This window comes from Streptomyces sp. HSG2, assembly GCF_016598575.1.
In the GTDB taxonomy this organism is placed as follows: Bacteria; Actinomycetota; Actinomycetes; order Streptomycetales; family Streptomycetaceae; genus Streptomyces.
On sequence record NZ_CP066801.1, the window covers coordinates 3755135 to 3778693 of the forward strand.

Genomic DNA, 23559 nt, shown 5'->3' on the forward strand with positions numbered 1-23559 from the left:
GGTTCGCCGCCGGAGCTTGACTGCGTCGAGAGGGGGTCAGGGCGGTCGGTGACACCAGGCGACCCGCCCGCGCCCCGGCGTGGCACGGCGAAGGAGGAGACCCGGTGAACGAGCTCGACCTGCACCTAGAACTGGAGACGCCCGAGATCGAGGTGCTCCCGGACGCGCAGTCGCCGGCCTCCACGGTCGGCACCGGATCGTCCGTCAGCACCATCGGAGGGACCGCGGGGACCATCGGCACGGTCGGCTGCGGCTGACCCGCCGGGACCGCCCGCCCCGCCGCGCGGAAGGGGCGGGCGTCGGGCGCGGTCGCGGAGCGCCCACCTCACCGGCTGCCCGTCAGGTGGGCGAAGACGACGACGTTGCCCCGGTAGCCGGTGGTGCGTGAGTATCCGCCGCCGCAGGTGATCACCCGCAGCTCGGGGCGGCCCGCCGAGCCGTACACCCGCTCGTCGGGGAAGTCCCGTGTCGGGTGGACCTCGACCGCGTCCACGGTGAAGACCGCCACCGAGCCGTCCCGCCGATCCACCTCGATCTCGGCGCCCTTCCGCAGCGCGCCGAGACGGTAGAAGACGGCGGGCCCCTCGGCGTTGTCCACGTGCCCGGCGACGATCGCGGTGCCCGGCTCACCGGGCGTGCTGCCCGCCTCGTACCAGCCGGCCAGGTTCTCCTCGTCCTCGGGCGGGGCCTGGAGTCCGCCGGACTCCGTCAGGCCCAGCCCCGTCAGCGGCGCGTCCACCTCGATGGCCGCGACCCGGATCCGCCGGGGTGGCGAGGAGGACAACGCGGGCGCCGAGGAGGCCCGACGGGCCCGCCCGTCGCGGGCCTCGGTGGCCGCCGGCTGCGGTGGTTCGCGCCCCGGCCCGACACCCAGCAGCCAGGCCCCCGAGCCCAGCGCGACCGCGGTGAGGGCGGCTATGACCGTGTTGGCGACCCCGCGCATGGCGACCCCTCTCCCTTCGGCTCCCCGCGCTCCGTCGGACCCGTGAGGGGTGGGCCGACGCGAACGTGGGACGTGCGGTACCGGTCGGACGGCCGACGAAGAGCCGTCGCCCCCTCAGGGCCCGTCCCCCTTGGCGCGACGGTGCAGGAGCCAGGTCCCCCCGGCGGCGGCCAGGGCCAGGGCCGCCAGACCGGCGGCCGTGCGCGTGGGATCGGGTCCCAGGGCGCCACCCACCCCCGTCGGCACGCTCCCGCGCGGATTCACCCGGGCGGACACCGGCGTCGGGGTGACCACGAGGTCGCCCACCACCCTCCGGCCCCCGACGGCGCACTCGGCGACGATCTCGTACGTCCCCTGCTGCGCGCTCGGCGGCACGCGGAAGTGCCCGACCGCCTCACCTTCACGCTCTCCGGGCGCCAGGGTGAAAGGACCCGCGCCGACCGCGCCGGCGTCGCCCGCGGCCGTGCCCCCGGCGCCGCAGTCACCGGTCGTCACCTCGGCCCGTTCGCCGGGGACGACCGAGGACGGGAGGACCTCCAGACGGCCCGTGTCCGCGCCGGATCCGTACGCGGGAGCGGCGACCGTGCCCGCCACCGCGACGGCGAGGGCGGAACCGGTCAGCAGTCGGGCGATACGGCGCATCGGGGCTCCTCGTGCTCTGCTCGGCGGGTCTCGCTCGGGGCGCGGCCGGTGACCGGCGGCGCCCCGCGTCCCCGAGCAAAGTGACACCGGGGACGGCCCGCCCCCCGGGCAACGCGCCGTCGCTGCGGTGAACGGGTGCCCGGCCGGCCCGCCGTCGCATGGCGAGCGGCACAGGAGAGCAGGTCAACGGCGTGCTACGGGGAGGCGGGAATGCACCCGAAGGATGCGCCGGGCCCGAGGGCGAACGGGTGACCCCGCCGCCGGACCCGCCACCCTCGGCCCCGCGCACGGTGAGATCCCGTACCCGGTGACACGGGGACCCCGGCGGGTCCCCGACCCAACGCCGGATCAACCGTTCCGACCCGTGGCCTCCCGCCGCTCCGTCACCTCCACGCGAACCGCGCACACCTTGAACTCCGGCATCCCCGACGTCGGGTCGAGCGCCGGATTGGTGACCGTGTTGACGCGGCCCTCGCCGGGCCAGTGGAACGGCATGAACACCGTGTCGGGCCGGATGCCGGGGGTGACCCGGGCGGGGGCCACCACCCGGCCGCGCCGCGACACGACCGTCAGCGAGTCGCCTTCGGCCGCGCCCAGACGCTCCGCCAGCCGCGGGTGCACCTCCACGAAGGGGCCGGGCGCGGCGGCGTTCAGCGCGTCGATCCGCCGGGTCTGCGCGCCCGACTGGTACTGGGACACCACCCGCCCGGTGGTCAACAACACCGGGTAGGTGTCGTCCGGCTCCTCCGCGATCGGCCGGTGGGACACCGGCGCGAACCGCGCCCGGCCGTCGTCGGTGGCGAACCGCTCCAGGAAGAGCCGGGGCGTGCCCGGGTGGGTGGCGCGAGGCCCGCCCTTCCCGGGCGGTCCGCCCGTCGTCGCCGCGACGCCCCGCGCCCACTCACCGCCGGTCGCCCCGCCCTCCCCGGCCGCGCGTTCCCCTTCCGCCGGTCGCGCGCGTCCCTCCCCGTCGACGTCGGCCGGGCAGGGCCAGAACACCCCGCCCTCCTCGGCCAACCGGCGGTAGCTGATACCGGAGTAGTCCGCGGGGCCGCCCGCGCTCGCCCGTCGCAGCTCCTCGAACACCTCCTCGGGGTCGGTGGGGAACTTCTCCTCCAGTCCCCGCCCACCGCCGAGTCGGGCGGCCAGCCCGTGCAGCACCTCCAGGTCGCCGCGCACCCCGGGTGGCGGGGCCACGGCCCGCCGACGCAGCAACACCCGCCCCTCAAGGCTGGTCGTGGTGCCCGTCTCCTCCGCCCACTGCGTCACCGGCAGCACCACGTCCGCCAGCGCCGCCGTCTCCGACAACACCACGTCGCACACGGCAAGGAAGTCCACAGAGCGCAGCCGCTCCTCCACGTGGGCGGCCCGGGGCGCGGACACCACCGGGTTGGACCCCATGACCAGCAGCGACCGCACGTCGGTGCCGAGGGCGTCGAGCAGTTCGTAGGCGCTCCGTCCGGGGCCCGGCAGCGACCGGGGGTCCACGCCCCAGACCGCCGCCACGTGTCGCCGGTCCCCGGGATCGGTCAGACTCCGGTAGCCGGGCAGCTGGTCCGCCTTCTGCCCGTGCTCTCGTCCGCCCTGCCCGTTGCCCTGCCCGGTCAGGCAGCCGTATCCCGACAGCGGCCGACCCGCGCGGCCGGTCGCCAGGCACAGATTGATCCAGGCGCTCACCGTGTCGGTGCCCTTGGCCTGCTGCTCGGGCCCCCGCGCGGTCAGCACCATCGCGGCGGGCGGCGCGCAGAACAGTCGCACCGCCTCCCGCAGCCGCGGCGCCGGAACCCCCGTGACGCGTTCCACGTATTCCGGCCAGTGCGCCATCGCGGCGGCCCGCGCCTCCTCCCAGCCCGAGGTACGCCGCCGCACGTACTCCTCGTCCACCCGCCCCTCGGCGACGACGAGGTGCAGCATCCCGAGCGCGAGCGCCAGGTCGGTGCCGGGCCGGGGCGCCAGATGCAGGTCGGCGCGCCGGGCGGTCCTGGTCCGCCGCGGGTCGACGACGATCAGGGTGCCGCCGTTCTCCCGCAGCCCGTCGAAATAGCGCAGTGCCGGTGGCATCGTCTCGGCGGGGTTGGCGCCGACGAGCACCACACACCCGGTCCCGGACACGTCCTCCAAGGGGAAGGGCAGCCCCCGGTCGAGCCCGAAGGCCCTGACGCCGGCCGCGGCGGCGGACGACATGCAGAACCGCCCGTTGTAGTCGATCTGCGAGCTGCCCAGCGCCACGCGAGCGAACTTGCCCAGGGCGTAGGCCTTCTCGTTGGTCAGTCCGCCGCCGCCGAACACCCCGACAGCGTCGGGCCCGTGGTCGGCGCGAGTCCGGGCGAGCCGCGCGGCGACCCGGTCCAGGGCCTCCTCCCAGGTCGCCGGCACCAGAGCACCGGCGTCGTCGCGTGCGAGCGGGCCCGTGAGACGGCCGGCGGGGGCCAGCAGGGCGGGCGCGGTCGCGCCCTTGCCGCACAGCGCCCCCCGGTTGACGGGGAAGTCCACCCGCTCGGACACCCCCACGCTCCCGTCCGGGGTGGGGGACAGGTTCATCCCGCACTGAAGGGCGCAGTACGGGCAGTGCGTGGGCGTCGCCCCGGTCGTCGTCGGCATCCGCCCACCGTGCCGGTGCGCTGTTACACGACCGGGCGGCCTCCGTTACGGCAGTCCTAAGCCTCCCTCGCCGCGCCCGTCCGGCCGCCGTGAGCGGCCCCGGGGACGCCGTTACGCCCGCCCCCGTCCCCGACCCCGCCCGACGGGATGTCCGGGCTCGCGCGTACTGTCGGGGTATGGCAGGAACCGCACCCGCATGCGCGTCACCCCTCGGCGTGCCCCCGGGGTACGATCCGGCGTCGATCGACCGCTGGGCCCCCGAGCCGGACAAGCGGCCCGGTCGCACCGCCTTCCAGCGGGACCGCGCGCGCGTTCTGCACTCGGCCGCGCTGCGTCGCCTCGCGGGCAAGACGCAGGTGGTCACGCCCGACGCCACCGGCCCGGTTCCGGCCTGGGACGCGAGCCCGCGCACCCGGCTCACCCACTCCCTGGAGTGCGCCCAGGTCGGGCGGGAGCTCGGCGCTGCCCTGGGATGCGACCCCGACCTGGTCGAGGCCGCCTGCCTGGCGCACGACCTGGGCCACCCGCCCTTCGGGCACAACGGCGAGCAGGTGCTGGACGAGTTCGCCGCCGACTGCGGCGGCTTCGAGGGCAACGCCCAGTCCCTGCGCCTGCTGACCCGCATCGAGCCCAAGCGCTTCACCCCAGAGGGGCCCGTCGGCCTGAACCTCACCCGTGCCGCCCTGGACGCCGCCACCAAGTACCCCTGGGCCCGAGGCGGACACCCCACCCGACCGGAGTCGGCGAAGTTCGGGGTCTACGAGGACGACCTGCCCGTCTTCCGCTGGCTCCGCGAGGGCGCGCCCGAGGGCCGCACCTGTTTGGAGGCGCGGGTGATGGACTGGTCCGACGACGTGGCGTACTCGGTGCACGACCTGGAGGACGGGCTGCACGCCGGGCACATCGACCCCGGGTGCCTGCTCGCCGACCCCGAACGGGAGGCGGTCTTCGCCGTCGCCGTGGAGCGGTACGCCCCCGAGGGCGCCGACGCGGCGGAGTCGGCCGCGGCCCTGGACCGGCTGCTCGCCCAGGAGTGGTGGCCGCACGGATACGACGGTTCGGCGGGCGCGCAGGCCCGGCTGAAGGACGCCACCAGCCAGCTCATCGGCCGCTTCTGCACCGCGGCGGAGAACGCCACCCGGGCGGCGTACGGGGGCGGCCGACTCACCCGGTACGGCGCCGAGCTGGTGGTGCCCCGGGAGACGCGGACGGAGTGCGCGGTGCTCAAGGCGGTCGCGCACCGGTACGTGATACAGCGCGCCGAACAGGAGCGGCTCCGCGCCGATCAGCGCGTCGTGGTGGCCGAGCTCGCGGAGGCGCTCGCGGCCCGGGCCCCGTTCGGGTTGGACCCGCAGTTTCGGGCGCTCTTCGCCGAGGCCGGGGACGACCGGGCGCGCAAACGGGTGATCGTCGACCAGGTCGCCTCACTCACCGACTTCGCGGCGCGAGCCCTGCACGCGCGCCTCGCCGCGGATCGGTGACTCCCGGGACTGACCTGTTCGGGCCATCCCCCCTTCCCGCCGCCCGCCGGGTGCGGGACGCTCGCTGGTGGCGAAGATCCGGACGAGGAGGCAAGACGTGGTGGACGCGGACCAGACATTCGTCATCGTCGGAGGTGGCCTGGCCGGGGCCAAGGCCGCCGAGACGCTGCGCGACGAGGGGTTCACCGGCCGGGTGATCCTCGTGTGCGACGAGCGCGACAACCCCTACGAGCGCCCGCCGCTCTCGAAGGGGTTCCTGCTGGGCAAGGAGGGCCGGGACGCCGTCTTCGTCCACGAGCCCGCCTGGTACGCCGAGCACGACATCGAACTGCACCTCGGTCAGACGGTGGTCGGTATCGACCGCGACGCTCGCACGATCCACTACGGCGACGACGGCACCCGGATCCGGTACGACAAGCTGCTGTTGGCCACCGGTGCCGAGCCGCGACGCCTGGATGTGCCCGGCACCGGTCTGGCCGGCGTGCACCACCTGCGACGTCTCGCCCACGCGGAGCGTCTGAAGGGTGCCCTGGCCGCGCTGGGCCGGGACAACGGGCATCTCGTGATCGCCGGCGGCGGATGGATCGGCCTGGAGGCCGCCGCCGCGGCCCGGGAGTACGGTGCCGAGGTCACGGTCGTGGAGCCGGAGCCGACCCCCCTGCACGGTGTGCTCGGCCCCGAGCTGGGCGGCCTGTTCGCCGAACTGCACCGGGCGCACGGCGTGCGCTTCCACTTCGGGGCGCGGCTGACCGAGATCGTCGGAGAGGACGGCGCGGTCCTCGCGGCCCGCACGGACGACGGCGAGGAGCACCCGGCGCACGCCGTGCTCGCGGCGATCGGCGCCGCCCCGCGCACTTCCCTCGCCGAGGCCGCCGGTCTGGAGATCGCCGACCGGGAGGGGGGCGGCGGCGTCGTCGTCGACGCGGCGCTTCGGACCGCCGATCCCCACATCCACGCCGCCGGCGACGTGGCCTCCTTCCCGCACCCGCTGTTCGGGACTCTCCGCGTGGAGCACTGGGCCAACGCCCTCCACGGCGGTCCCGCGGCGGCCCGCGCCATGCTCGGCCGCGAGGTCTCCTACGACCGGATGCCCTACTTCTTCTCCGACCAGTACGACCTCGGCATGGAGTACACGGGCTGGGCGCCGCCGGGGTCGTACGACCAGGTCGTGATCCGCGGGGACGCGGGCAAGCGGGAGTTCGTCGCGTTCTGGCTGCGGCGGGGCAGGGTCCTTGCCGGGATGAACGTGAACGTGTGGGACGTCACCGAGCCGATCCGGCGGTTGATCCGGGCGGGCGACCGGGTGGACGCCGAGGCGCTCGCCGATCCGCACCGCCCGCTGGAGGACCTGGCGCCCTGACCCCGCCCGGGCTCGCGCCCCGCGCCGTGTCCGCGTCGGCGGGCCCCGTTCCCGCCTCGGTTCGCGCTCGCCCCGGCCGGCCCGAGGGACCGGGGGTGTCCGCGTCGCCCCGTAGACTCTCCCCGTGGCGGGACGGATCAACGACGAGGACGTGAAGGCGGTTCGGGACGCGGTCCCGATCGACGCCGTCGTGTCCGAGTACCTGCAACTGCGCAACGCGGGCGGCGGCAACCTCAAGGGGCTGTGCCCGTTCCACGACGAGAAGTCGCCGTCCTTCCAGGTGAGCCCCGGCAAGGGGCTGTTCCACTGCTTCGGCTGCCAGGAGGGCGGCGACACCATCACCTTCGTGATGAAGGTCGACCACCTCTCCTTCTCCGAGGCGGTCGAGCGGCTCGCCGGCCAGGCCGGGATCACGTTGCGCTACGAGGAGGGCGGATACAACCCGGCCCACCAGCGCGGCGAGCGGATCCGCCTGATCGAGGCCCACAAGGCCGCCGCGGAGTTCTACGCGGAACGGCTGGCCGAGGCGGCCGAGGGCGAGATCGGTCGGGTCTTCCTGGCCGAGCGGGGCTTCGACCAGGCCGCCGCGGTCCGTTTCGGCGTCGGCTACAGCCCGCAGGGATGGGACCACCTGACCCGGCACCTGCGCGGCCGGGGTTTCACCGACCGGGAGCTGGTCGTCTCCGGCCTGTCCCAGGAAGGCCGCCGCGGCCCCATCGACCGGTTCCGCGGCCGACTGATGTGGCCCATCCGCGACATCGGAGGCGAGGTCGTCGGTTTCGGCGCCCGCAGGCTCCACGACTCCGACACCGGCCCCAAGTACCTGAACACCCCCGAGACCCCGGTCTACCGCAAGTCCCAGGTCCTCTACGGCATCGACCTGGCGAAGAAGGACATCGCCAAGACCTCCCGCGCGGTGGTCGTCGAGGGCTACACCGACGTCATGGCCTGCCACCTGGCCGGGGTGCCGACGGCCATCGCGACCTGTGGCACCGCCTTCGGGACCGAGCACATCAAGATCCTGCGCCGACTGCTGATGGACAACGGCAGCGCGCGTGTCATCTTCACCTTCGACGGCGACGCAGCCGGGCAGAAGGCCGCCCTGAGGGCCTTCGAAGACGACCAGAAGTTCGCCGCCGAGACGTACATCGCCGTCGCCCCCGACGGCATGGACCCCTGCGACCTGCGCCTCGCCAAGGGGGACCGGGCCGTCGCGGAGCTGGTCGAGCCGCGCACCCCGCTGTTCGAGTTCGCCCTCCGGCAGATCGTGGGCCGCTACGACCTGGACACCCCGGCGGGTCGCGCGGCGGCCCTGGACGAGGCGGCGCCGGTGGTCGCCCGGATCAAGAACACCGGGGCCCAGCACGAGGTCGCCGTGCAGCTGGCCGGGATGCTCGGCATCCTCGACACCCAGTTCGTGGTCAAGCGGGTCGCCAGGATCGCGCGGTGGGCCCGCGAGCGCGGCGGCCGACCGACGCCCGGCGACGGCCGGCCCCGTTCCGGCCCCGCCGCCCCGCCCCCCGAGAGGCCGGCCGCGCCGCGCGGCCCCGCGCTGCACCTGCGCAACCCGGTCCACGCGACCGAACGCGAGCTGCTGAAGCTCGCCCTTCAGCGACCGGAGTTGGTGGCGCCCGCCTTCGACGCCTACGGGGTCGACGAATTCACCGCCCCGCCCTACGCGGCCGTCCGGCAGGCCGTGTCGGATGCCGGTGGCACCGAGACGGGCGCGGCCGATCCGCCCGACTACCTGGTCCGGGTCCGCGAGGCGGCCCCCGACGACACGGTGCGCGCCATGGTCACCGAGCTGGCCGTCGAGTCGATCATGCTGCCCCGGGGTGTCAAGGACGTCGACGCCGTCTACGCGGGAGCCCAGTTGGTCACCGTGCGCCGGCGCGCGGTGGCACGGCGGATCGATGAGCTGCACAGTGCGCTGACCCGCGCCGGACAGTTCGGGGACCCGGCCGAGGCCGCGGCCGTCCAGAACGAACTGATGGTCCTTCAGCGCTACGACCGGGCCCTGCAGGAGCGAGGACCCGCCGCACTGTGACCACCCCGCGGTCACGACCCGAACGCAAAAAGTCACCGCACACCCCTCGTGGGGGTGGCGCGACGTGCCCCACACTGGGGTTCGGTACCTGAGTCCTCGGAGCGTGGCCGGCCCGCCCTCGCGACGGTCCCGAGCCCGCGGTTCCGCCTCTCTTCTCGGGGCGCGGACGGCGGCGAGGCCCCCGCTCCGACCCCGTGTCGCCGCCGTCCGTCTCGGCGGCGTTCATCCTGGAGGTCGCCCCCCGTGCAGACCCGGACCCTCACCCAGACAGAAGGCCGCCCCGGCGCGGCGGCACCGGCCGCCGAGACCGGGGCGCCGCTCGCGGTCCCCGCGGGCGAACGGGCCGGGCTCCGCCCGACCCCGGTAGGGCCCGCGTCACCGCGCGGACTGCCGGTCGAACCCGCCCCCCTCGTCGGGCGGGAAGCCGAGCCCGAACAAGGTTCCGGCGGGGTTCGCGCCGTCGTGGAGCCGAGCGCCGAGCCGGCCGGCCCGGTCTCCGCCCGCGCCCAGTCCGCGGGGCCCTCCGCCGATCTCTTCCGCCAGTATCTGCGAGAGATCGGACGAGTCCCGCTGCTCACCGCGGCCGAGGAGGTCGAACTCGCCCGCCGGGTGGAGGCGGGCCTGTTCGCCGAGGAGAAGCTGGCGGGCACCCCGGACCTCGACACCGGGCTCGCCCACGACCTGGACCGGCTCGTCGTCATGGGTCGGGTGGCCAAGCGCCGCCTCATCGAGGCCAACCTCCGGCTCGTCGTCTCCGTGGCCAAGCGGTACGTCGGACGCGGGCTGACCATGCTGGATCTGGTGCAGGAAGGCAACCTGGGCCTGATAAGGGCGGTGGAGAAATTCGACTACGCCCGCGGCTACAAGTTCTCCACCTACGCGACCTGGTGGATCCGGCAGGCGATGTCGCGGGCGCTGGCGGACCAGGCCCGCACCATCCGGGTCCCCGTCCACGTGGTCGAACTGATCAACCGGGTGGTGCGGGTCCAGCGTCGCCTGACACAGGAACGCGGCTGCGAGCCGACGCCCGAGGAGGTCGCCGCCCACCTCGACCTGCTCCCGGAGAGGGTGGGCGAGGTGCTGAGGCTGGCCCAGGAACCCGTCTCGCTGCACGCTCCGGTGGGTGAGGAGGACGACGTCGCACTCGGCGATCTGATCGAGGACGGCGACGCCGCGAGCCCGGTGGAGTCGGCCGCCTTCCTGCTGTTGCGCGAGCACCTGCACGCCGTCCTGACCACTCTCGGCGAGCGGGAGCGCAAGGTCGTCCAGTTGCGCTACGGCCTCGTCGACGGCCGCCCGCGTACCTTGGAGGAGATCGGCCGCCTCTTCGGGGTCACCAGGGAGCGGATCCGTCAGATCGAGTCCAAGACGCTCGCCAAACTGCGCGACCACGCCTTCGCCGACCAGCTCCGGGGGTACCTCGACTGAGAGCGGCGCCCGGGGCGACACCCTCCGCCCCTCCTCCCGGCCGCGGGCGTCCCCAGGGCGCCGGCGGCCGGTCGTCGCTCAGTCGACCTCGGCGACCGCCTCGGCGAACTGCGCCCGGTAGAGCCTGGCGTAGGGGCCGCCCGCGGCGAGGAGGTCGGCGTGGCGGCCCTGTTCGACGAGGGAGCCTTCCTCCATGACCAGGATCGTGTCGGCGTCACGGACGGTGGAGAGTCGGTGGGCGATCACGAACGACGTGCGCCCCTGCGACAGCTTCGCCATGGCCCGCTGGATCAGCACCTCCGTGCGGGTGTCCACCGACGAGGTCGCCTCGTCCAGGACGAGGATGACCGGGTCGGAAAGGAACGCCCGGGCGATGGTGACGAGTTGCTTCTCGCCCGCGCTGATGCCCGAGCCCTCGTCGTCGATCACCGTGTCGTAGCCGTCGGGCAGGGTGCGGATGAACCGGTCGGCGTGCGCGGCGCGAGCCGCCTCCTCGATCTCCCCGCGGGTGACCTCCCGTGCGGAGCCGTAGGCGATGTTCTCGGCGATCGTGCCCCCGAACAGCCACGCGTCCTGGAGCACCATGCCGATGCCGGAGCGCAGTTCGTCCCGGGACATCCGGGCGATGTCGACGCCGTCCAGGGTGATGCGCCCCGCTGTGACCTCGTAGAACCGCATCAGCAGATTGACGAGCGTCGTCTTGCCCGCGCCGGTGGGGCCCACGATGGCCACCGTGTGCCCCGGCTCCACCGTCAGCGACAGGTTCTCGATCAACGGCCGATCGGGGTCGTACCGGAAGGAGACCTCCTCCCACCGCACCCGGCCGACCGGCTCCGCGGGCCGCTGGGCCGGCCGCGGGTCGGGACGCTGCTCCTCGGCGTCCAGCAGCTCGAAGATCCGCTCGGCCGAGGCGACGCCGGACTGCACCAGGTTCGCCATCGACGCCAACTGGGTCAGCGGTATGGAGAACTGGCGGGAGTACTGGACGAAGGCCTGCACGTCCCCGATCGTCATCGAGCCGGACGCGACCCGCAGTCCGCCGACCACGGCCACCAGCACGTAGTTCAGGTTGGAGACGAACATCATCAACGGTTGCATCACACCGCTGGTGAACTGCGCGCGAAAGCCCGCCCGGTACAGCGCCTCGTTCTCCTCGGCGAACCGTCCGGCCGACTCCTCCTCCCGGCCGAAGACCTTGACCAGGGAGTGACCGGTGTACATCTCCTCGATGTGGGCGTTCAGCTCTCCCGTCGCGTGCCACTGCCGCACGAAGTGCGGCTGTGCCCGCTTTCCGACCCGGGTGGCGACCAGGAACGACAGGGGCACGGTCACCAGGGCCACCAGCGCGAGGATCCAGGAGACGTAGAACATCATCGCCAGCACGCCGAGGATCGTCAGCACCGAGTTGATCATCTGCCCCATGGACTGCTGGAGGGTCTGTCCGATGTTGTCGATGTCGTTGGTCGCCCGCGACAGCACCTCGCCGCGCCGCACCCCGTCGAAGTACGACAGCGGCAACCGCGACAGCTTCGCCTGCACCTGTTCGCGGAGCCGGAACACGGTGCGGTTGACCGCGCGGTTCACCAGGCGGGTGCCGGCCGCCATGAACAGCCCGGCCAGCACGAACGCGCCGAGGGCCGCGAGGAGCACCGCGGCGACGGCTCCGAAGTCGATGCCCTGACCGGGGGTGAAGTCCGCCCCGCTCAGCATGTCGGCGACGCCGTCCTCCCCTCGCGCCCGCATCGCCTCCAGAACCTGTTCCCTCGTCGCGCCCTCGGGCATGTCCCGCCCCACGACCCCGGCGAAGACCAGGTCGGTGGCGTTGCCGAGGATCTTCGGCCCGATCACGTTCAGCCCGACCCCGGCCACCACGCACACCAGGAGCGACACGAGCGTCCACCGCTCCGGCCGGAACTGCGACATCAGCCGCCGCCCGGAACCGACGAAGTCCATCGAGCGTTGGTCCGGTCCGCTCCCGGACATCATCCTCGCCGCCGACCCGGCCATCAGACGGCCTCCGCTTCCGTCAGTTGGGAGAGCACGATCTCCCGGTAGGTCTCGTCCGACGCCATCAGCTCCCGGTGCCGGCCCACCGCCACCACCCGACCCTCGTCGAGGACCACGATCCGGTCCGCGTCCCGGATGGTCGCCACGCGCTGGGCCACGATGACGACCGTCGCCCCGGCGGTCTCCCGGGCGAGCGCCGCGCGCAGAGCCGCGTCGGTCGCGTAGTCGAGGGCGGAGAAGGAGTCGTCGAAGAGGTAGACCCGGGGGCGTTGCACCAGGGTCCGGGCGATGGCCAGCCGTTGGCGCTGGCCGCCGGAGACGTTGGTGCCGCCCTGGGCGATCGGCGCGTTCAGCCCGCCCTCCAGCCGCTCCACGAACTCCCGGGCCTGCGCCACGTCGAGGGCCTCCCACAGCTCCTCGTCGGTGGCGTCGGGGCGTCCGTAGCGCAGGTTCGTCGCCACCGTGCCGGCGAAGAGATAGGGCCGCTGCGGCACCAGCCCGACCTCGCGGGTCAGCGTGCCCGGGTCCAGTTCCCGCACGTCCACCCCGCCCACCACGACCTCGCCCTCCGTCACGTCGAACAGGCGGGGGACCAACCCGAGCAGGGTGGACTTGCCGCTGCCCGTGGAGCCGATCACGGCGGTCGTCTCGCCCGGCCGGGCCGTCAGATCGACGGCGGAGAGGACGGGCTCCTCCGCGCCGGGATAGCGGAACCCGGCGCCCCGGATCTCCAGGTGCCCACCACGCGGCAGAGCGGTGACCGGAGCGAGCGGCGGCACCACGCTGCTGTCGGTGTCCAGCACCTCCTGAATCCGCTCGGCGCACACCTCGGCGCGCGGGATCATCATGACGACGAAGGTGGCCACCATCACGGACATCACGATCTGCATCAGGTAGGCCAGGAAGGCGGTCAGCTCGCCGATCTGCATCCCGCCCCCCGAGATGCGGTGCGCGCCGAACCACACCACCGCGATCGAGGACAGGTTCACCACCGTCATCACGACCGGCATCATCAGCGCCAGCAGGTTCCCGGCCCCCAGGGACACCTCGGTCAGCTCGGTGTTGGCCGCCCGGAACCGCCGCTGTTCGTAGCCGTCCCGCACGAAGGCGCGGATCACCCGGTTGCCGGTGATCTGCTCGCGCAGCACCCGGTTCACCGTGTCCAACCGCTCCTGCATGGCGCGGAACAGCGGTCGAAGTCGCTTGACGATCACCGAGACCGGGACGACGAGGACGGGCAGGACCGCCAGCAGGACGCCGGAGAGCGGCACGTCCAGTCCCAGGGCCATCACCACCCCGCCCACGCACATGATCGGCGCCGAGACCGCGAGGGTGAAGGTCATCAGCGCCAGCATCTGGACCTGCTGCACGTCGTTGGTGGTCCGGGTGATCAGCGACGGGGCGCCGAAGTGCCCGACCTCCCGAGCCGAGAACGTCTGGACCCGGTCGAAGACCGCCGCCCGCAGATCCCTGCCGACCGCCGAGGCCGTGCGGGCGCTGTAGTAGACGGCCGCCATGTTGCAGACGACCTGCGCGAGGGAGACGCCGATCATCACGGCGCCCTGGGACAACACGTGGCCGGTGTCCCCGAGGACGACACCGCGGTCGATGATGTCCGCGTTGAGCGTGGGCAGGTACAGGCCGGCGCCGGTCTGCAGGAACTGCAGGGCCACCACCAAGGCGACGGTCTTCTCGTAGGGCCTGAGACTGGCCCGTAGCAGTCGTATGAGCACTCTGGTCTTTCGGCGTCGTCGGCGGCGGGGCCCGGGTCGTCCCCGCCGGCCCCCATAGTCGCGCATCCCGCCGGGGCGGCTTCAACCGATTAAGCGAATGGGGTGCGGCGGGTCGGCGGACGCCATTCCCCCGGACGAAGCCGTACGAGCCGGACGGGTCGCCCCGGCGCCGAGGCGCCACCCCTCGCCGGGTCGCCGAGGAGAGGGACGTGAGCCCCTCGATGCCCTCGCGGACGGCCTCGCCGCCACCGGGCGGGTCCCTCCGCCCTACGGCCGCAGCGCCCCCGGGTGGACCTGCTCCCGCACGGAGACGAACTGCTGACGCACCGCCTGGCCCACCGCCAGGTCGTCGCCGGGATCCAACACCTGGGCCACCGCTCCCCGCCAGGCCGGCGGCGTGCGCGAGTCCAGGGTGCCCTGGGACACCCCGAGCGCCCAGGCCGCCTGTCTGGCGGCGCCGATGGCCGCGTAGTCCGCGGGCTGCGGCACGACGACCTGCGCGCCGAACAGCGAGGGGGCCGCCGACCGCACGGCCGGCAGGCCGGCCGCCGCGCCCAGCAGGAAGATCCGGCGCACGTCCACCCCCCGACCGCGCAGCACGTCCAGGGCGTCGGCCAGGCCGCAGAGCATCCCCTCGAACGAGGCGCGCGCCAGGTGCTCGGGCTTCATCGACTCGCGCCGCAGCCCGGCCAGGGTGCCCGCGGTGTGCGGCAGGCTCGGCGTCCGTTCCCCCTCCAGGTAGGGGAGGAGGACCAGACCGTGCGAACCCGGCGTCGACCGCGTCGCCAGCTCGGACAACCCCTCCAGGTCCGGCACCCCGAGCAGTTCGGCGGTGCCGCGCAACGTCCGCACCGCGTTCTGCGTGGTGACCACCGGGAGGTGCATCCCCGTCGCGTCGGCCAAGGAGGTGATCATGCCCGTTCCGTCGACCAGTGCCTCGGGGTGCACCGCCATCACCGACCCCGAGGCCCCGAGTGAGATCACCGCGTCCCCGAGGCCGATGCCGAGTCCGAAGGCGGCGGCCATCGTCTCCCCGGTCCCTGCCGAGATCAACAACCCCTCCGGAGTCCGCCCCGCCGCCTCGGCCGGACCGATCACCTCGGGAAGCATCGCCGTGTGGCCCAGGGCCAGCTCCACCAGATCGGCCCGGTAGGCCCCGCTCGCGGCGGACCAGAAACCGGTGCCGGACGCTCCGCCCCGGTCGGTGGTCCGCCGCACCGGACGCCCCAACAACTGCCAGACCAGCCAGTCGTGGGCCTGGAGGAGGATGGCGGTGCGGGCGGCGGCGTCGGGTTCGCTCCGGGCGAGCCACCGCAGCTTGGTCACCGGGTGCGCCGCCTGCGGGACGCAGCCCACCGCCCGCGCCCACGCCTCGCGCCCTCCGAGTGCGTCGATCAGGTCCGCGGCGGCGACCTGCGCCCGCTTGTCGCCGCCCACCATCGCCGGTCGCACCGAGCCGCCCTGGGAGTCGACCGGCACGATGGCGTTGGCCTGAGCGGAGACGCCGATGGCCTGCACGCCCTCCAGCAGACCCCCGCCCGCCGCCTCGCCGAGGGAGAGCAGCCACGCCTGGGGGTCGATGTCGGAGGGGCGCCCACCGCGTTCGGGACCCTCCAGCGGGTGCGGGGCGTGGCCCTGCCGCAGTACGGCCCCGGTGTCCGCGTCACAGACGACGATGCGAGTGAAATCGGGTGCACTGTCCAACCCGGCGACTATCCCCATGGCGAAAATTCTGCCGCACCGGGAGGCGTGCCGTGCCCGAGGCGGCCCGGGCGACGAGCGCGTGGTGGGGCGGACGGCGGGGCGTGCTCGCGGACTCGCTCAGGACTCGCCGGTGCCCCAGTCGTCCCTCGGGCGGCCGTTCCCGTCGCTCTCGCGCAGGGACCGCATCCGCTCCGCCACCGACTCCGGCATCCTGGCGCCCACTCGGTCGCTGACCGCGTGGTAGGCCTTGTCCGCGTAGTGGCGCCCCTGGTGGGCCGCCGAACCGGCGGTGTTGCGGACGGTCGGGTTCCGCGCGAAGCGGTCGGCCGCCTTCCTCAGCTGCTCGTAGCGCTCCCGCCCGGCACGCGTGCCCAGCACGAAGCCCACGGCCAGCCCTGCGACGAACGTGAGGCGGTAACACATGACGACCACCCTTCCCTGAGTGTCAGCGGCGCCGGGAGGACCGATTGGCGGAGCACCCCCCTGCTTGCGCTAATGTATGTGTCGCGGCGAGAGCGCGCCCCCCGGCGGAGGTCCGGGGAGGTACGTCCGTCGCGACGAGGCATTCCTCCGTAGCTCAATTGGCAGAGCAGCCGGCTGTTAACCGGCAGGTTACTGGTTCGAGTCCAGTCGGGGGAGCTCGGTCCTCCGTAGCTCAATTGGCAGAGCAGCCGGCTGTTAACCGGCAGGTTACTGGTTCGAGTCCAGTCGGGGGAGCACGCCGAACAAGGACCCCGACGGGGTCCTTCTTCTTTTGGTGGTGGTGACTCGGGAACCGCGTCGCGGGCTGGAGGGTCTTCAAGGTCATCGTGGTGCCGAGGGAAGCCGACCAGCCGGAGCGGGAGATCGTATGACCGGCTATGCTGCGGCAGACGACGCGCACACATGTACGCGACACGCCGCGATGGGGCGGTAGCTCAGCCGGTTAGAGCAGCGGACTCATAATCCGTCGGCCGTGGGTTCGAGTCCCACCCGCCCCACCATCGTGTGCCGGTCCAGGACCGTCTCACCCGCGTCGGAGCCGAGAACTTCGCCGACCCGGGGACTCCCAGGGGGCCATGGAGATCGTTTTCCCGCTCTCGTGCGGGAGCCACGCCCCCGTCGACCGGGCCCGACTCCGGCGCGGACACGCCCTCCTCGACGCGGCGGTCGGCGATTCGGGGCCGTGATCGGTCGGCGGGACGGTCCGCTCGGACCTTCCGAACGGACCGTCCCCCGTGGTTCAGTCCCGCACGTCGAAGCCGTGGGCCTGGCCGAGGCGGGTCAGGGAGTCACGGCCGGGGATGCCGTCGGCGGCTCCGCCGGGTGCGGTGCTCGCGCCCGGGTAGAGGCGCTGCTGCCAGCGGGAGTAGGCCCGCACGGTGTCGCTCCCGTAGTGGCCGTCGAGCCGCTGCCTGGCCAGCAGCCCCTCGTCCACCAGGGCGGCCTCCACCGTCCGCACGCCGCCGTAGGTGACGGGTGTCCCCGCCGCGGACGGGTCCGTCCGGGCGGCGGCGCGCAGCCGGGAGAGGTCGACGACCGGTCGCCTCGGCGGAGGGAGGGCCGGGCCGGACGCGGCCCCGCCCAGTCTGGCGCCGATCCGCTGCCGCATCGAGTCCATGGTGAACCCTCTGGGGTCGATCTTGCCGGGTTGCCACTCCAGGTGGCCGATCACGCTCCTCTCGTTCCAGCCGTGGTGGCGGCAGATGGCTGCCGCGGCCCGCTCGATGGCCTCCAGTTGCGCGGCGGGCCAGGGGTCCTGGCCGTCGCCGAGGTTCTCGCACTCGAAGCCGTAGAAGTGCCGGTTGCCGTCGACGGTCGCCTCGTCGTCCGGCGGCAGGGCCCGCTCCGCGATGACGGCCTGGAGGACGTCGTCGTCGCCGAGGCCGGCGTGGTTGGCTCGGCCGTAGCCGATCAGGTGGACGCGGCCGTCCTTGGTGATGACCCCCTGGGCGAGCGGGCCGGGCAGCCCCGCGTAGCCGCGGCGGCAAAGGTCGACGGTGTGCGCGGAGCCGCTGGTGACGGTGTGATGGATCATCACGCCGTGCACGGGCCCCCAGGGACCCACGTGGTTGCGGTGGTGGGCGGGCCAGTCGCCGACCTCCACGACGGTCAGGCCCTCCGAGAGCAGGGCGGACAGGAACGTGGCCGAGGCCATGGGTGTGGCCATGAGTGAGACCTCCGGAATCGGAACGGCCCCGCACCGGTCCGGTACGGGGCTTGACGGGTCGAGGACCCGGGGCTACCTCGTCACGCGCCATGTCGGCCGTCTGCGGCCCGGAGCGGTCGGCGGGAGGTCCGCCGTGCGATCCGCTCCCGACCGGTACGTCCTTCGGACGGCGTGGGGCCCCGCGCTCCGGGGTGTCGCGCCCGGGGTCCGACGTGCTCGGGGGGACCGCTGGGGTCGACGTGGGGGGAGGCGGCGGGGGTGATGTCGCCGGGTGGGGACCCGGCGAGCGCGTGTCCTTTATCACGATCTGCCCAACGAAGTCCGGCGAATCGCGTCACAGGGGGTGATGTGTCTTCATATCGATGTTCGAGTCGGCGACGCTGCGCGGACCGCGCGTGGCCGGATTTCTTCGAATGTGATGTGCCGGGGTCACCCCGGCCGGACACCGTGCCGCCGAGCCGGGGTGCCGGGCGTCAGAGCGACGACCGCCAAGTGGCGCTGGTCCCGCGCCCGGAATCGTCGGAGACGGTCAGCCGCACCCCGGCCGGGCCGTTCGGGAGGGGCGCGGTCACGTCGACGACCACGTCGATCCGGGTCACGCCGGCGCGGCGGCTCGCGGCGCCGAGAAGACGTCGCAATTCGGCCATGAGCGCCTCGGCCACCTGATCGGAAACCCGGCTGTCGACAGCGCCGGTGAAATGGACGGAGGGCGGGAAACCCAGCCGGGCCGCCACCTCCGTCGTCTCCCCCAACACCCTGCTGCGCAGTCCGGCGTACCGGCGATCCGGGTCCTGCTGGAGGGACATGATGGTCGTGCGGACCTCCTGGACCGTACCCCGCAGGTCCTCCATCGCCCGGCTCAGCGTCTCGCGCACGCCCTCCTCGGTGTCCGGCCGTCGCTGGGCGGACTCCAGCATCAGGCCGGTGGCGAAGAGGCGCTGCACCACCAGGTCGTGCAGATCACGGGCGATGCGCTCGCGGTCCTCGTAGACCGCCAGGCTGCTTCGACCGCGCCGGGCCTCGGCCAGGACCAAGGCCAGGGCGGCGTGCGCGGCGAACCGCGTGGCCAGGGATCGCTCCACGTCCGTGTAGGGACGGTCGCCCCGCCGTCGGGGCAGGGCGAGGGTGCCGATCAGCCGCCCCTCCGCCCGCAGCGGCAGCATCATGCTCGGCCCGAACCGATGTCGGACCTCGGTGGTCATCCGCGGGTCGGTGGCCGAGTCCTCCACGAAGACCGGTTCGCCGGAGAAGAGTTGTTCGAGGACCGGGCTGCCGGGCGCGATCGTCGCGCCGACGAGCCCGCCCGGATCCTCCGGGGCCGAGGCGGCCACGATCGCCATGCCGCCCTCCGCGGTGGGTTGCAGCACCACCCCCGCCGCGGCCCCGGCCAACTGCCGGGCCCGCTCGGCGACGGTCGACAACGCGTCGTCCGCCGGACGGTCGTCGAGCAACGCAGTGGTCACCGCCGCCACGCCCTCGATCCACCGCTCCCGCTGCTGCGCCGTCTCGTACAGCCGGGCGTTGCCGATCGCGATGCCCGCCTGGGCGGCCAGCAGACCGGCGACGCGTTCGTCCTCGGCCGTGAACGGCCCGGCCGCGCGCCGCCTGGTCAGCCGCAGCTCGCCGAACTCCTCGTCTCCCACCGGGACCGGGACCGCCAGCGCCCGAGGGTCCGCCGCCGGAGGAGCGGTCGGGCCGGTCGTCGCCCTCACCCGGGGCGGGTCCCGCGGCCCGGGGCCGGGAACGAGGAGCACCGCGTTCGCCGCGCCCGTCAGTTCGGCGGCGCTCTCCACCAGTCGGCGCAGTGTGGCCTGCAGGTCCAGCCCGCTCCCGATGGCCAGCACCGCCTCCAGGAGCGGCCTCAGCCGTGACTCGTGCACGGGCGGGTCGCCGTCCGTACCGGAGGGGCACACCGGCGGGGTCAGGCCGCGGTCGGGGTCGGCGCCAGGGGTTCCACCCGGCCCTCGACCATCGCGCCCAACCCCTCGACCGCGCAGACGTCGGGACGGTCGGCGATGTGGACCGGCATGCCGGTGGCCTGGCGCAGCATCTGGTCGAAGCCGGGCAGCAGCGCGCTGCCGCCGACCATCGTGATCCCCCGTTCCGCCAGGTCGGCGACCAGGTCTGGCGGGCAGTCACGCAGGACCTTGCCGATCCCGTCGAGGACTCCCGTCAACGGCGTCTGGATCGCCTCCCGGACGGCGGCCGTGTCCACCCGCACGCTCCGCGCCAGCCCGGTGGCGACGTCCCGGCCGTGGATCTCGGTGGAGGCGGGTCCGTGCGGGGTGAGCCCGTTCCCGGACAGGGCCAGTTGCAACGGGCGGACGGACTGGCTGGGCAGGACCAACTCGTGTCGGTGACGCAGGAGCTGAACGATCGCGTGGTCCACGGCCTCGCCACCGACCGGAAGCCGCGCCGCCGTGACGATCGAACCCAGCGACAACACCGCCACCTGGGTGGCGTGCGCACCGCACACCATGATCATGCTTGCTTCGGGGCGTTCCACCGGAAGCCCGCAGCCGACGGCGGCGGCGATCAGCGTGTCCACGAGTTCGACCCGGCGCGCCCCGAGCCCCACCAGCGTCTCGACGGCCGCGCGTCGTGCGAGTGGGTCGGCGTCGTGCGGGGTGCAGGCCGCGGCGCGCAGGCGAGGCCTGCGGCGCAGAGCGCGGCGGGTCTTGTCGCCCAGCAGGTGGCGCAGCATCCGCTGGGCCATCTCGATGTCCACGACCGTGCCGCCGCACACCGGTCGGACGACACGGATGTATCCGGGGGTGCGACCGGTCATCTTCTCGGCGAGTTCGCCGACCGCGATCAGCGCGCCGGTCCGGGTGTTGACGGCGGCGGCCGACGGCTGGTCGACGACGAGGCCCGCACCCTTGACGTACACCCGGGTCCGCGCCGCGCCGAGATCGACGGCGAAGTGGCAGCGACGCAGATGCTCCAGACTGGCGGTCATGACGGACCCTCCCGAGCGCACGGACCGTGAGGCCGGTCGGACGGCCGGCCTCCCTCGCATGGTGCGGGAAGGCCCGGCTCGGCGCCCCCCGAGGGGGGCCGTGAGGGGGGCCGCCGAACGGGCGGGGGTCTTCGGGGCCGCTCCCGGTCCGCCGCCGGGACGGCGGACGGCCGGGCGCCGTCCCGGCGGCGGGCGGGGCAGCCACCGTCAGGGGCGCCCGGTGCCCCGCGCCGACCGCCGGCCCTCACGGCCGCGGGTCATGGCGCGCGCCGCCGCGTCAAGGAGCGATCACGAGTGAGGCCGGGCGGCCGTCACGGGGTGCGCAGCGCACGCTTCAGGACCTTGCCCATGTCGTTGCGGGGCAGGGACCCCAGGTGGCGGACCTCGCGGGGGCGTTTGTGCGGGGCGAGGCGTTTCGCGACGTGCTCGCCGAGTTCCTCCGTCGACGGCGGCTCCTGAGCCGCCGCCGGCACCACCCAGGCCACGATCCGTTCCCCGAGATCGGGGTCGGGCTCCCCGGTGACGGCCACCTCCCGTACCCCGGGGTGCTCCAACAGGACGTTCTCGATCTCCCCCGCGCCGATCTTGTAGCCCGCGCTCTTGATGAGGTCGGTGGTCTGGCGGCCGACGAGCCGGACGGCGCCGTCCGGCTCGCGCACCGCCATGTCGCCGGTGCGGAACCACCCGTCCGAGGTGAAGGCCGCCGCGGTGGCGTCGGGTCGGTTCAGGTAGCCGGTGAACAGGTTCGGTCCGCGGACCTGGATCTCCCCGACGGTCCCGTCGTCCTCGCGGCCGAAGGGGGTGCCGTCCTCCGCGACCCGCCGAAGCTCCACCCCCGGCAGCGGCGGGCCCACCGTCCCCGGCGCCGGCACTCCGTCGGCCCGCACGCTGGTGTTCATCAGCGTCTCCGTCATCCCGTACCGCTCGACGACGCCCCTGCCGGTGGCCTCGACGATCCGCCGGTGGTCCCGCTCCGGGAGGGCCGCCGATCCCGAGACCAGCAGCCGGGCCCCGGCGAGCGCGCTCACCAGTCCCGGGTCGTCCGGGAGCGCCTCGGCGATCCGGTGGTACATGGTGGGCACGCCGAACAACATGGTGGCGCCGGAGCTCAGTTCACGGGCGACGCCCTCGGTGCCGAAGGGGGCCAGGTGGCGTACCGTGCCGCCGCGCCGCAGCGGTCCCAGGACGCCGAGGACCAGGCCGTGGACGTGGAACAGGGGCAGCCCGTGCACCAGGACGTCGTCGGCGGTCCAGCACCAGGCGTCGGCCAGGGCGTCGAGCGTGGCGGCCACGGCCCGGCGCGGGATGACGGCGCCCTTGGGCGGTCCTGTGGTGCCGGAGGTGTAGACGATCAGCGCGGGATCGGTGTCACGGAGGGCGGAATCGGCGAAGTCGGTGGACCGCGGACCCGTGGCCCGTACGTCGACGTCGGCGCGGGGCAGGCCGGCCGCCGGCGCGGGGAGCGCTTCCCCCGGGGCGGCCAGCAGGAGCGAGGGCGCGCTGTCCTCCAGTACGTGACGCGACTCCCGCTCTCCCGAGCGGGGGTTGAGCGGCACCACGGCCACCCCGGCGAACAGCGCGCCGACGACCGCGACGGCGGTCTCCGGCGTCGGCGTCGCCCACACGGCGACCCGGCCGGCACCGCGCACCCGCTCGGCGACGGCGTCGGCCGCCGCGCCGAGCCGCGCGTACGTCAGGGACCGCTCGCCGAAGCGCAGCGCGATCCGCTCGTCGGAACGGTCGCCCGTCAGGGCGGGAAAGAGGGAGGGCACACGGCCTCCTCGCGTTGTCGGCGGACACGGGACACCCCCGTTCCTACACCGTCCCGGGGTGGCGGGCCCAGGGGGGGCGTGCCCGACGTCGGCGGGCGGGCCGGGCGCCTCAGCCCCCAGCCGCTCGGAGCGCCGCACCGGGGGCGTCGGCCAGCAGTCGGCCGGTCGCGGCGACGACGGTGGCGCGGTACCGCGCGTGTCGTTCGGCGGACCACGCCGTGCCGTCGGCGTCGGCTGCCGGGCCGCCCGGGGCGCCGAACCAGGACTGGGCGAGGGACAGGACGAGCGTGAGGACGTCGACGGGGTCGATGTCGGCGGCGATCCTGCCCGCCCGTTGCTCCTCCGCCACCAGCGCGGCCTTGCGCCGGTACGCGGCGGCCTCGGCGGCGGTGACGCCGGGTCGCTCCAGCTGCTTCCAGGCGACCAGTCGCATCAGCGCGGGGCGCTCGGTCAGGTGGTCGAACAGCGCCCCCGCGTATCCGGGGAGGTCGGTGGCGTCGAAGCCGACGGCCTCCGCGCCGAGTTCCATGGCGCGGCGCAGGATCAGGTCGAAGAGCTGCTCCTTGTTGCCGAAGTACACGTAGATGAGGCGCTTGTTGGCTCCGGCGGCCTCGGCGATGCGGTCGACGCGGGCGCCGGCGATCCCGTGCTCGGCGAACTCGTCGAAGGCCGCGTCGAGGAGGCGTGCCTTCGTCGCGCTGGAATCCCGTGCCATGGTGAACATCCTACCTAG

The 23559-nt window shown here is 73.9% G+C and carries 17 protein-coding genes and 3 tRNA genes; 8 read left to right on the top strand and 12 right to left on the bottom strand.

Annotated features, from left to right (window positions below):
* The first annotated feature begins 104 nt into the window (after positions 1–104).
* Positions 105–257 carry a thiocillin family RiPP gene (locus JEK78_RS16195; RefSeq protein WP_200259937.1) on the top strand — a complete coding sequence of 51 codons (153 nt, stop codon included), beginning with the start codon at positions 105–107 and terminating at the stop codon, positions 255–257.
* Positions 258–325: 68 nt separating this feature from the next.
* On the opposite strand, the gene JEK78_RS16200 is transcribed toward JEK78_RS16195, so the two are convergent.
* The 3 genes from JEK78_RS16200 to JEK78_RS16210 all read right to left on the bottom strand — a co-directional run bounded on the left by JEK78_RS16200 (position 326) and on the right by JEK78_RS16210 (position 4186).
* Positions 326–943, bottom strand: coding sequence for a class F sortase (locus JEK78_RS16200; protein ID WP_200259940.1), 618 nt, complete (start codon positions 941–943; stop codon positions 326–328).
* 114 nt (positions 944–1057) lie between these two features.
* Positions 1058–1585: a hypothetical protein gene (locus JEK78_RS16205; RefSeq protein ID WP_200259943.1), complete on the bottom strand. Its 528-nt coding sequence runs from the start codon at positions 1583–1585 to the stop codon at positions 1058–1060.
* Positions 1586–1933: 348 nt separating this feature from the next.
* Positions 1934–4186, bottom strand: a complete 2253-nt coding sequence (locus JEK78_RS16210) for a molybdopterin oxidoreductase family protein (protein ID WP_200259946.1) — start codon at positions 4184–4186, stop codon at positions 1934–1936.
* Positions 4187–4362: 176 nt separating this feature from the next.
* Here JEK78_RS16210 and JEK78_RS16215 point away from each other — a divergent pair, with 176 nt between their 5' ends.
* The 4 genes from JEK78_RS16215 to JEK78_RS16230 all read left to right on the top strand — a co-directional run bounded on the left by JEK78_RS16215 (position 4363) and on the right by JEK78_RS16230 (position 10502).
* Positions 4363–5667, top strand: a complete 1305-nt coding sequence (locus tag JEK78_RS16215) for a deoxyguanosinetriphosphate triphosphohydrolase (RefSeq protein ID WP_200259949.1) — start codon at positions 4363–4365, stop codon at positions 5665–5667.
* A gap of 97 nt (positions 5668–5764) precedes the next feature.
* Positions 5765–7027, top strand: a complete 1263-nt coding sequence (locus tag JEK78_RS16220; RefSeq protein ID WP_200259952.1) for an FAD-dependent oxidoreductase — start codon at positions 5765–5767, stop codon at positions 7025–7027.
* Between the two features lie 124 nt (positions 7028–7151).
* Positions 7152–9074, top strand: coding sequence for a DNA primase (dnaG, locus tag JEK78_RS16225; RefSeq protein ID WP_200259955.1), 1923 nt, complete (start codon positions 7152–7154; stop codon positions 9072–9074).
* A 243-nt stretch (positions 9075–9317) separates the two neighbouring features.
* Positions 9318–10502, top strand: a complete 1185-nt coding sequence (locus JEK78_RS16230; RefSeq protein ID WP_200259958.1) for an RNA polymerase sigma factor — start codon at positions 9318–9320, stop codon at positions 10500–10502.
* 78 nt (positions 10503–10580) lie between these two features.
* Here JEK78_RS16230 and JEK78_RS16235 read toward each other — a convergent pair whose 3' ends face one another.
* The 4 genes from JEK78_RS16235 to JEK78_RS16250 form a co-directional block, all read right to left on the bottom strand.
* Positions 10581–12509: an ABC transporter ATP-binding protein gene (locus JEK78_RS16235; protein ID WP_200259961.1), complete on the bottom strand. Its 1929-nt coding sequence runs from the start codon at positions 12507–12509 to the stop codon at positions 10581–10583.
* Complete coding sequence (locus JEK78_RS16240; RefSeq protein ID WP_200259964.1) at positions 12509–14242, bottom strand: ABC transporter ATP-binding protein; 1734 nt, start codon at positions 14240–14242, stop codon at positions 12509–12511. The genes JEK78_RS16235 and JEK78_RS16240 overlap by 1 nt, the downstream gene beginning before the upstream one ends.
* A gap of 267 nt (positions 14243–14509) precedes the next feature.
* On the bottom strand, positions 14510–15964 hold the full coding sequence (locus JEK78_RS16245) for an FGGY family carbohydrate kinase (RefSeq protein WP_200259967.1): 1455 nt from the start codon (positions 15962–15964) through the stop codon (positions 14510–14512).
* A gap of 99 nt (positions 15965–16063) precedes the next feature.
* Complete coding sequence (locus tag JEK78_RS16250) at positions 16064–16369, bottom strand: YtxH domain-containing protein (protein ID WP_200259970.1); 306 nt, start codon at positions 16367–16369, stop codon at positions 16064–16066.
* A gap of 143 nt (positions 16370–16512) precedes the next feature.
* Between JEK78_RS16250 and JEK78_RS16255 the strand changes: the two genes are divergently transcribed.
* From JEK78_RS16255 to JEK78_RS16265, 3 genes are all read left to right on the top strand, one after another.
* Positions 16513–16585, top strand: a tRNA-Asn gene (locus tag JEK78_RS16255).
* 5 nt (positions 16586–16590) lie between these two features.
* A tRNA-Asn gene (locus JEK78_RS16260) sits at positions 16591–16663 on the top strand.
* Between the two features lie 189 nt (positions 16664–16852).
* Positions 16853–16929, top strand: a tRNA-Ile gene (locus JEK78_RS16265).
* A 239-nt stretch (positions 16930–17168) separates the two neighbouring features.
* Here the strand turns inward: JEK78_RS16265 and JEK78_RS16270 are convergent.
* The 5 genes from JEK78_RS16270 to JEK78_RS16290 all read right to left on the bottom strand — a co-directional run bounded on the left by JEK78_RS16270 (position 17169) and on the right by JEK78_RS16290 (position 23541).
* Positions 17169–18095 (bottom strand): N-acetylmuramoyl-L-alanine amidase, encoded by a 927-nt coding sequence (locus JEK78_RS16270; RefSeq protein ID WP_200259973.1) that lies wholly within the window; start codon positions 18093–18095, stop codon positions 17169–17171.
* Positions 18096–18568: 473 nt separating this feature from the next.
* Positions 18569–19975 carry a GAF domain-containing protein gene (locus JEK78_RS16275; protein ID WP_200259977.1) on the bottom strand — a complete coding sequence of 469 codons (1407 nt, stop codon included), beginning with the start codon at positions 19973–19975 and terminating at the stop codon, positions 18569–18571.
* Positions 19976–20016: 41 nt separating this feature from the next.
* Positions 20017–21054 (bottom strand): rod shape-determining protein, encoded by a 1038-nt coding sequence (locus JEK78_RS16280; protein WP_200259980.1) that lies wholly within the window; start codon positions 21052–21054, stop codon positions 20017–20019.
* 311 nt (positions 21055–21365) lie between these two features.
* Complete coding sequence (locus tag JEK78_RS16285) at positions 21366–22826, bottom strand: acyl-CoA synthetase (protein ID WP_200259983.1); 1461 nt, start codon at positions 22824–22826, stop codon at positions 21366–21368.
* A 109-nt stretch (positions 22827–22935) separates the two neighbouring features.
* The gene (locus JEK78_RS16290; protein ID WP_200259986.1) at positions 22936–23541 is read right to left on the bottom strand and encodes a TetR family transcriptional regulator; all 606 of its coding nucleotides are present in this window, start codon (positions 23539–23541) and stop codon (positions 22936–22938) included.
* Positions 23542–23559: the final 18 nt, after the last annotated feature.

Bases quoted from the DNA above. Each gene is read 5' to 3' on its own strand.
- JEK78_RS16200 (WP_200259940.1), bottom strand. From the start codon at position 943: ATGCGCGGGGTCGCCAACACGGTCATAGCCGCCCTCACCGCGGTCGCG.
- JEK78_RS16205 (WP_200259943.1), bottom strand. From the start codon at position 1,585: ATGCGCCGTATCGCCCGACTGCTGACCGGTTCCGCCCTCGCCGTCGCG.
- JEK78_RS16210 (WP_200259946.1), bottom strand. From the start codon at position 4,186: ATGCCGACGACGACCGGGGCGACGCCCACGCACTGCCCGTACTGCGCC.
- JEK78_RS16215 (WP_200259949.1), top strand. From the start codon at position 4,363: ATGGCAGGAACCGCACCCGCATGCGCGTCACCCCTCGGCGTGCCCCCG.
- JEK78_RS16235 (WP_200259961.1), bottom strand. From the start codon at position 12,509: ATGGCCGGGTCGGCGGCGAGGATGATGTCCGGGAGCGGACCGGACCAA.
- JEK78_RS16245 (WP_200259967.1), bottom strand. From the start codon at position 15,964: ATGGGGATAGTCGCCGGGTTGGACAGTGCACCCGATTTCACTCGCATC.
- JEK78_RS16250 (WP_200259970.1), bottom strand. From the start codon at position 16,369: ATGTGTTACCGCCTCACGTTCGTCGCAGGGCTGGCCGTGGGCTTCGTG.
- JEK78_RS16270 (WP_200259973.1), bottom strand. From the start codon at position 18,095: ATGGCCACACCCATGGCCTCGGCCACGTTCCTGTCCGCCCTGCTCTCG.
- JEK78_RS16280 (WP_200259980.1), bottom strand. From the start codon at position 21,054: ATGACCGCCAGTCTGGAGCATCTGCGTCGCTGCCACTTCGCCGTCGAT.
- JEK78_RS16290 (WP_200259986.1), bottom strand. From the start codon at position 23,541: ATGGCACGGGATTCCAGCGCGACGAAGGCACGCCTCCTCGACGCGGCC.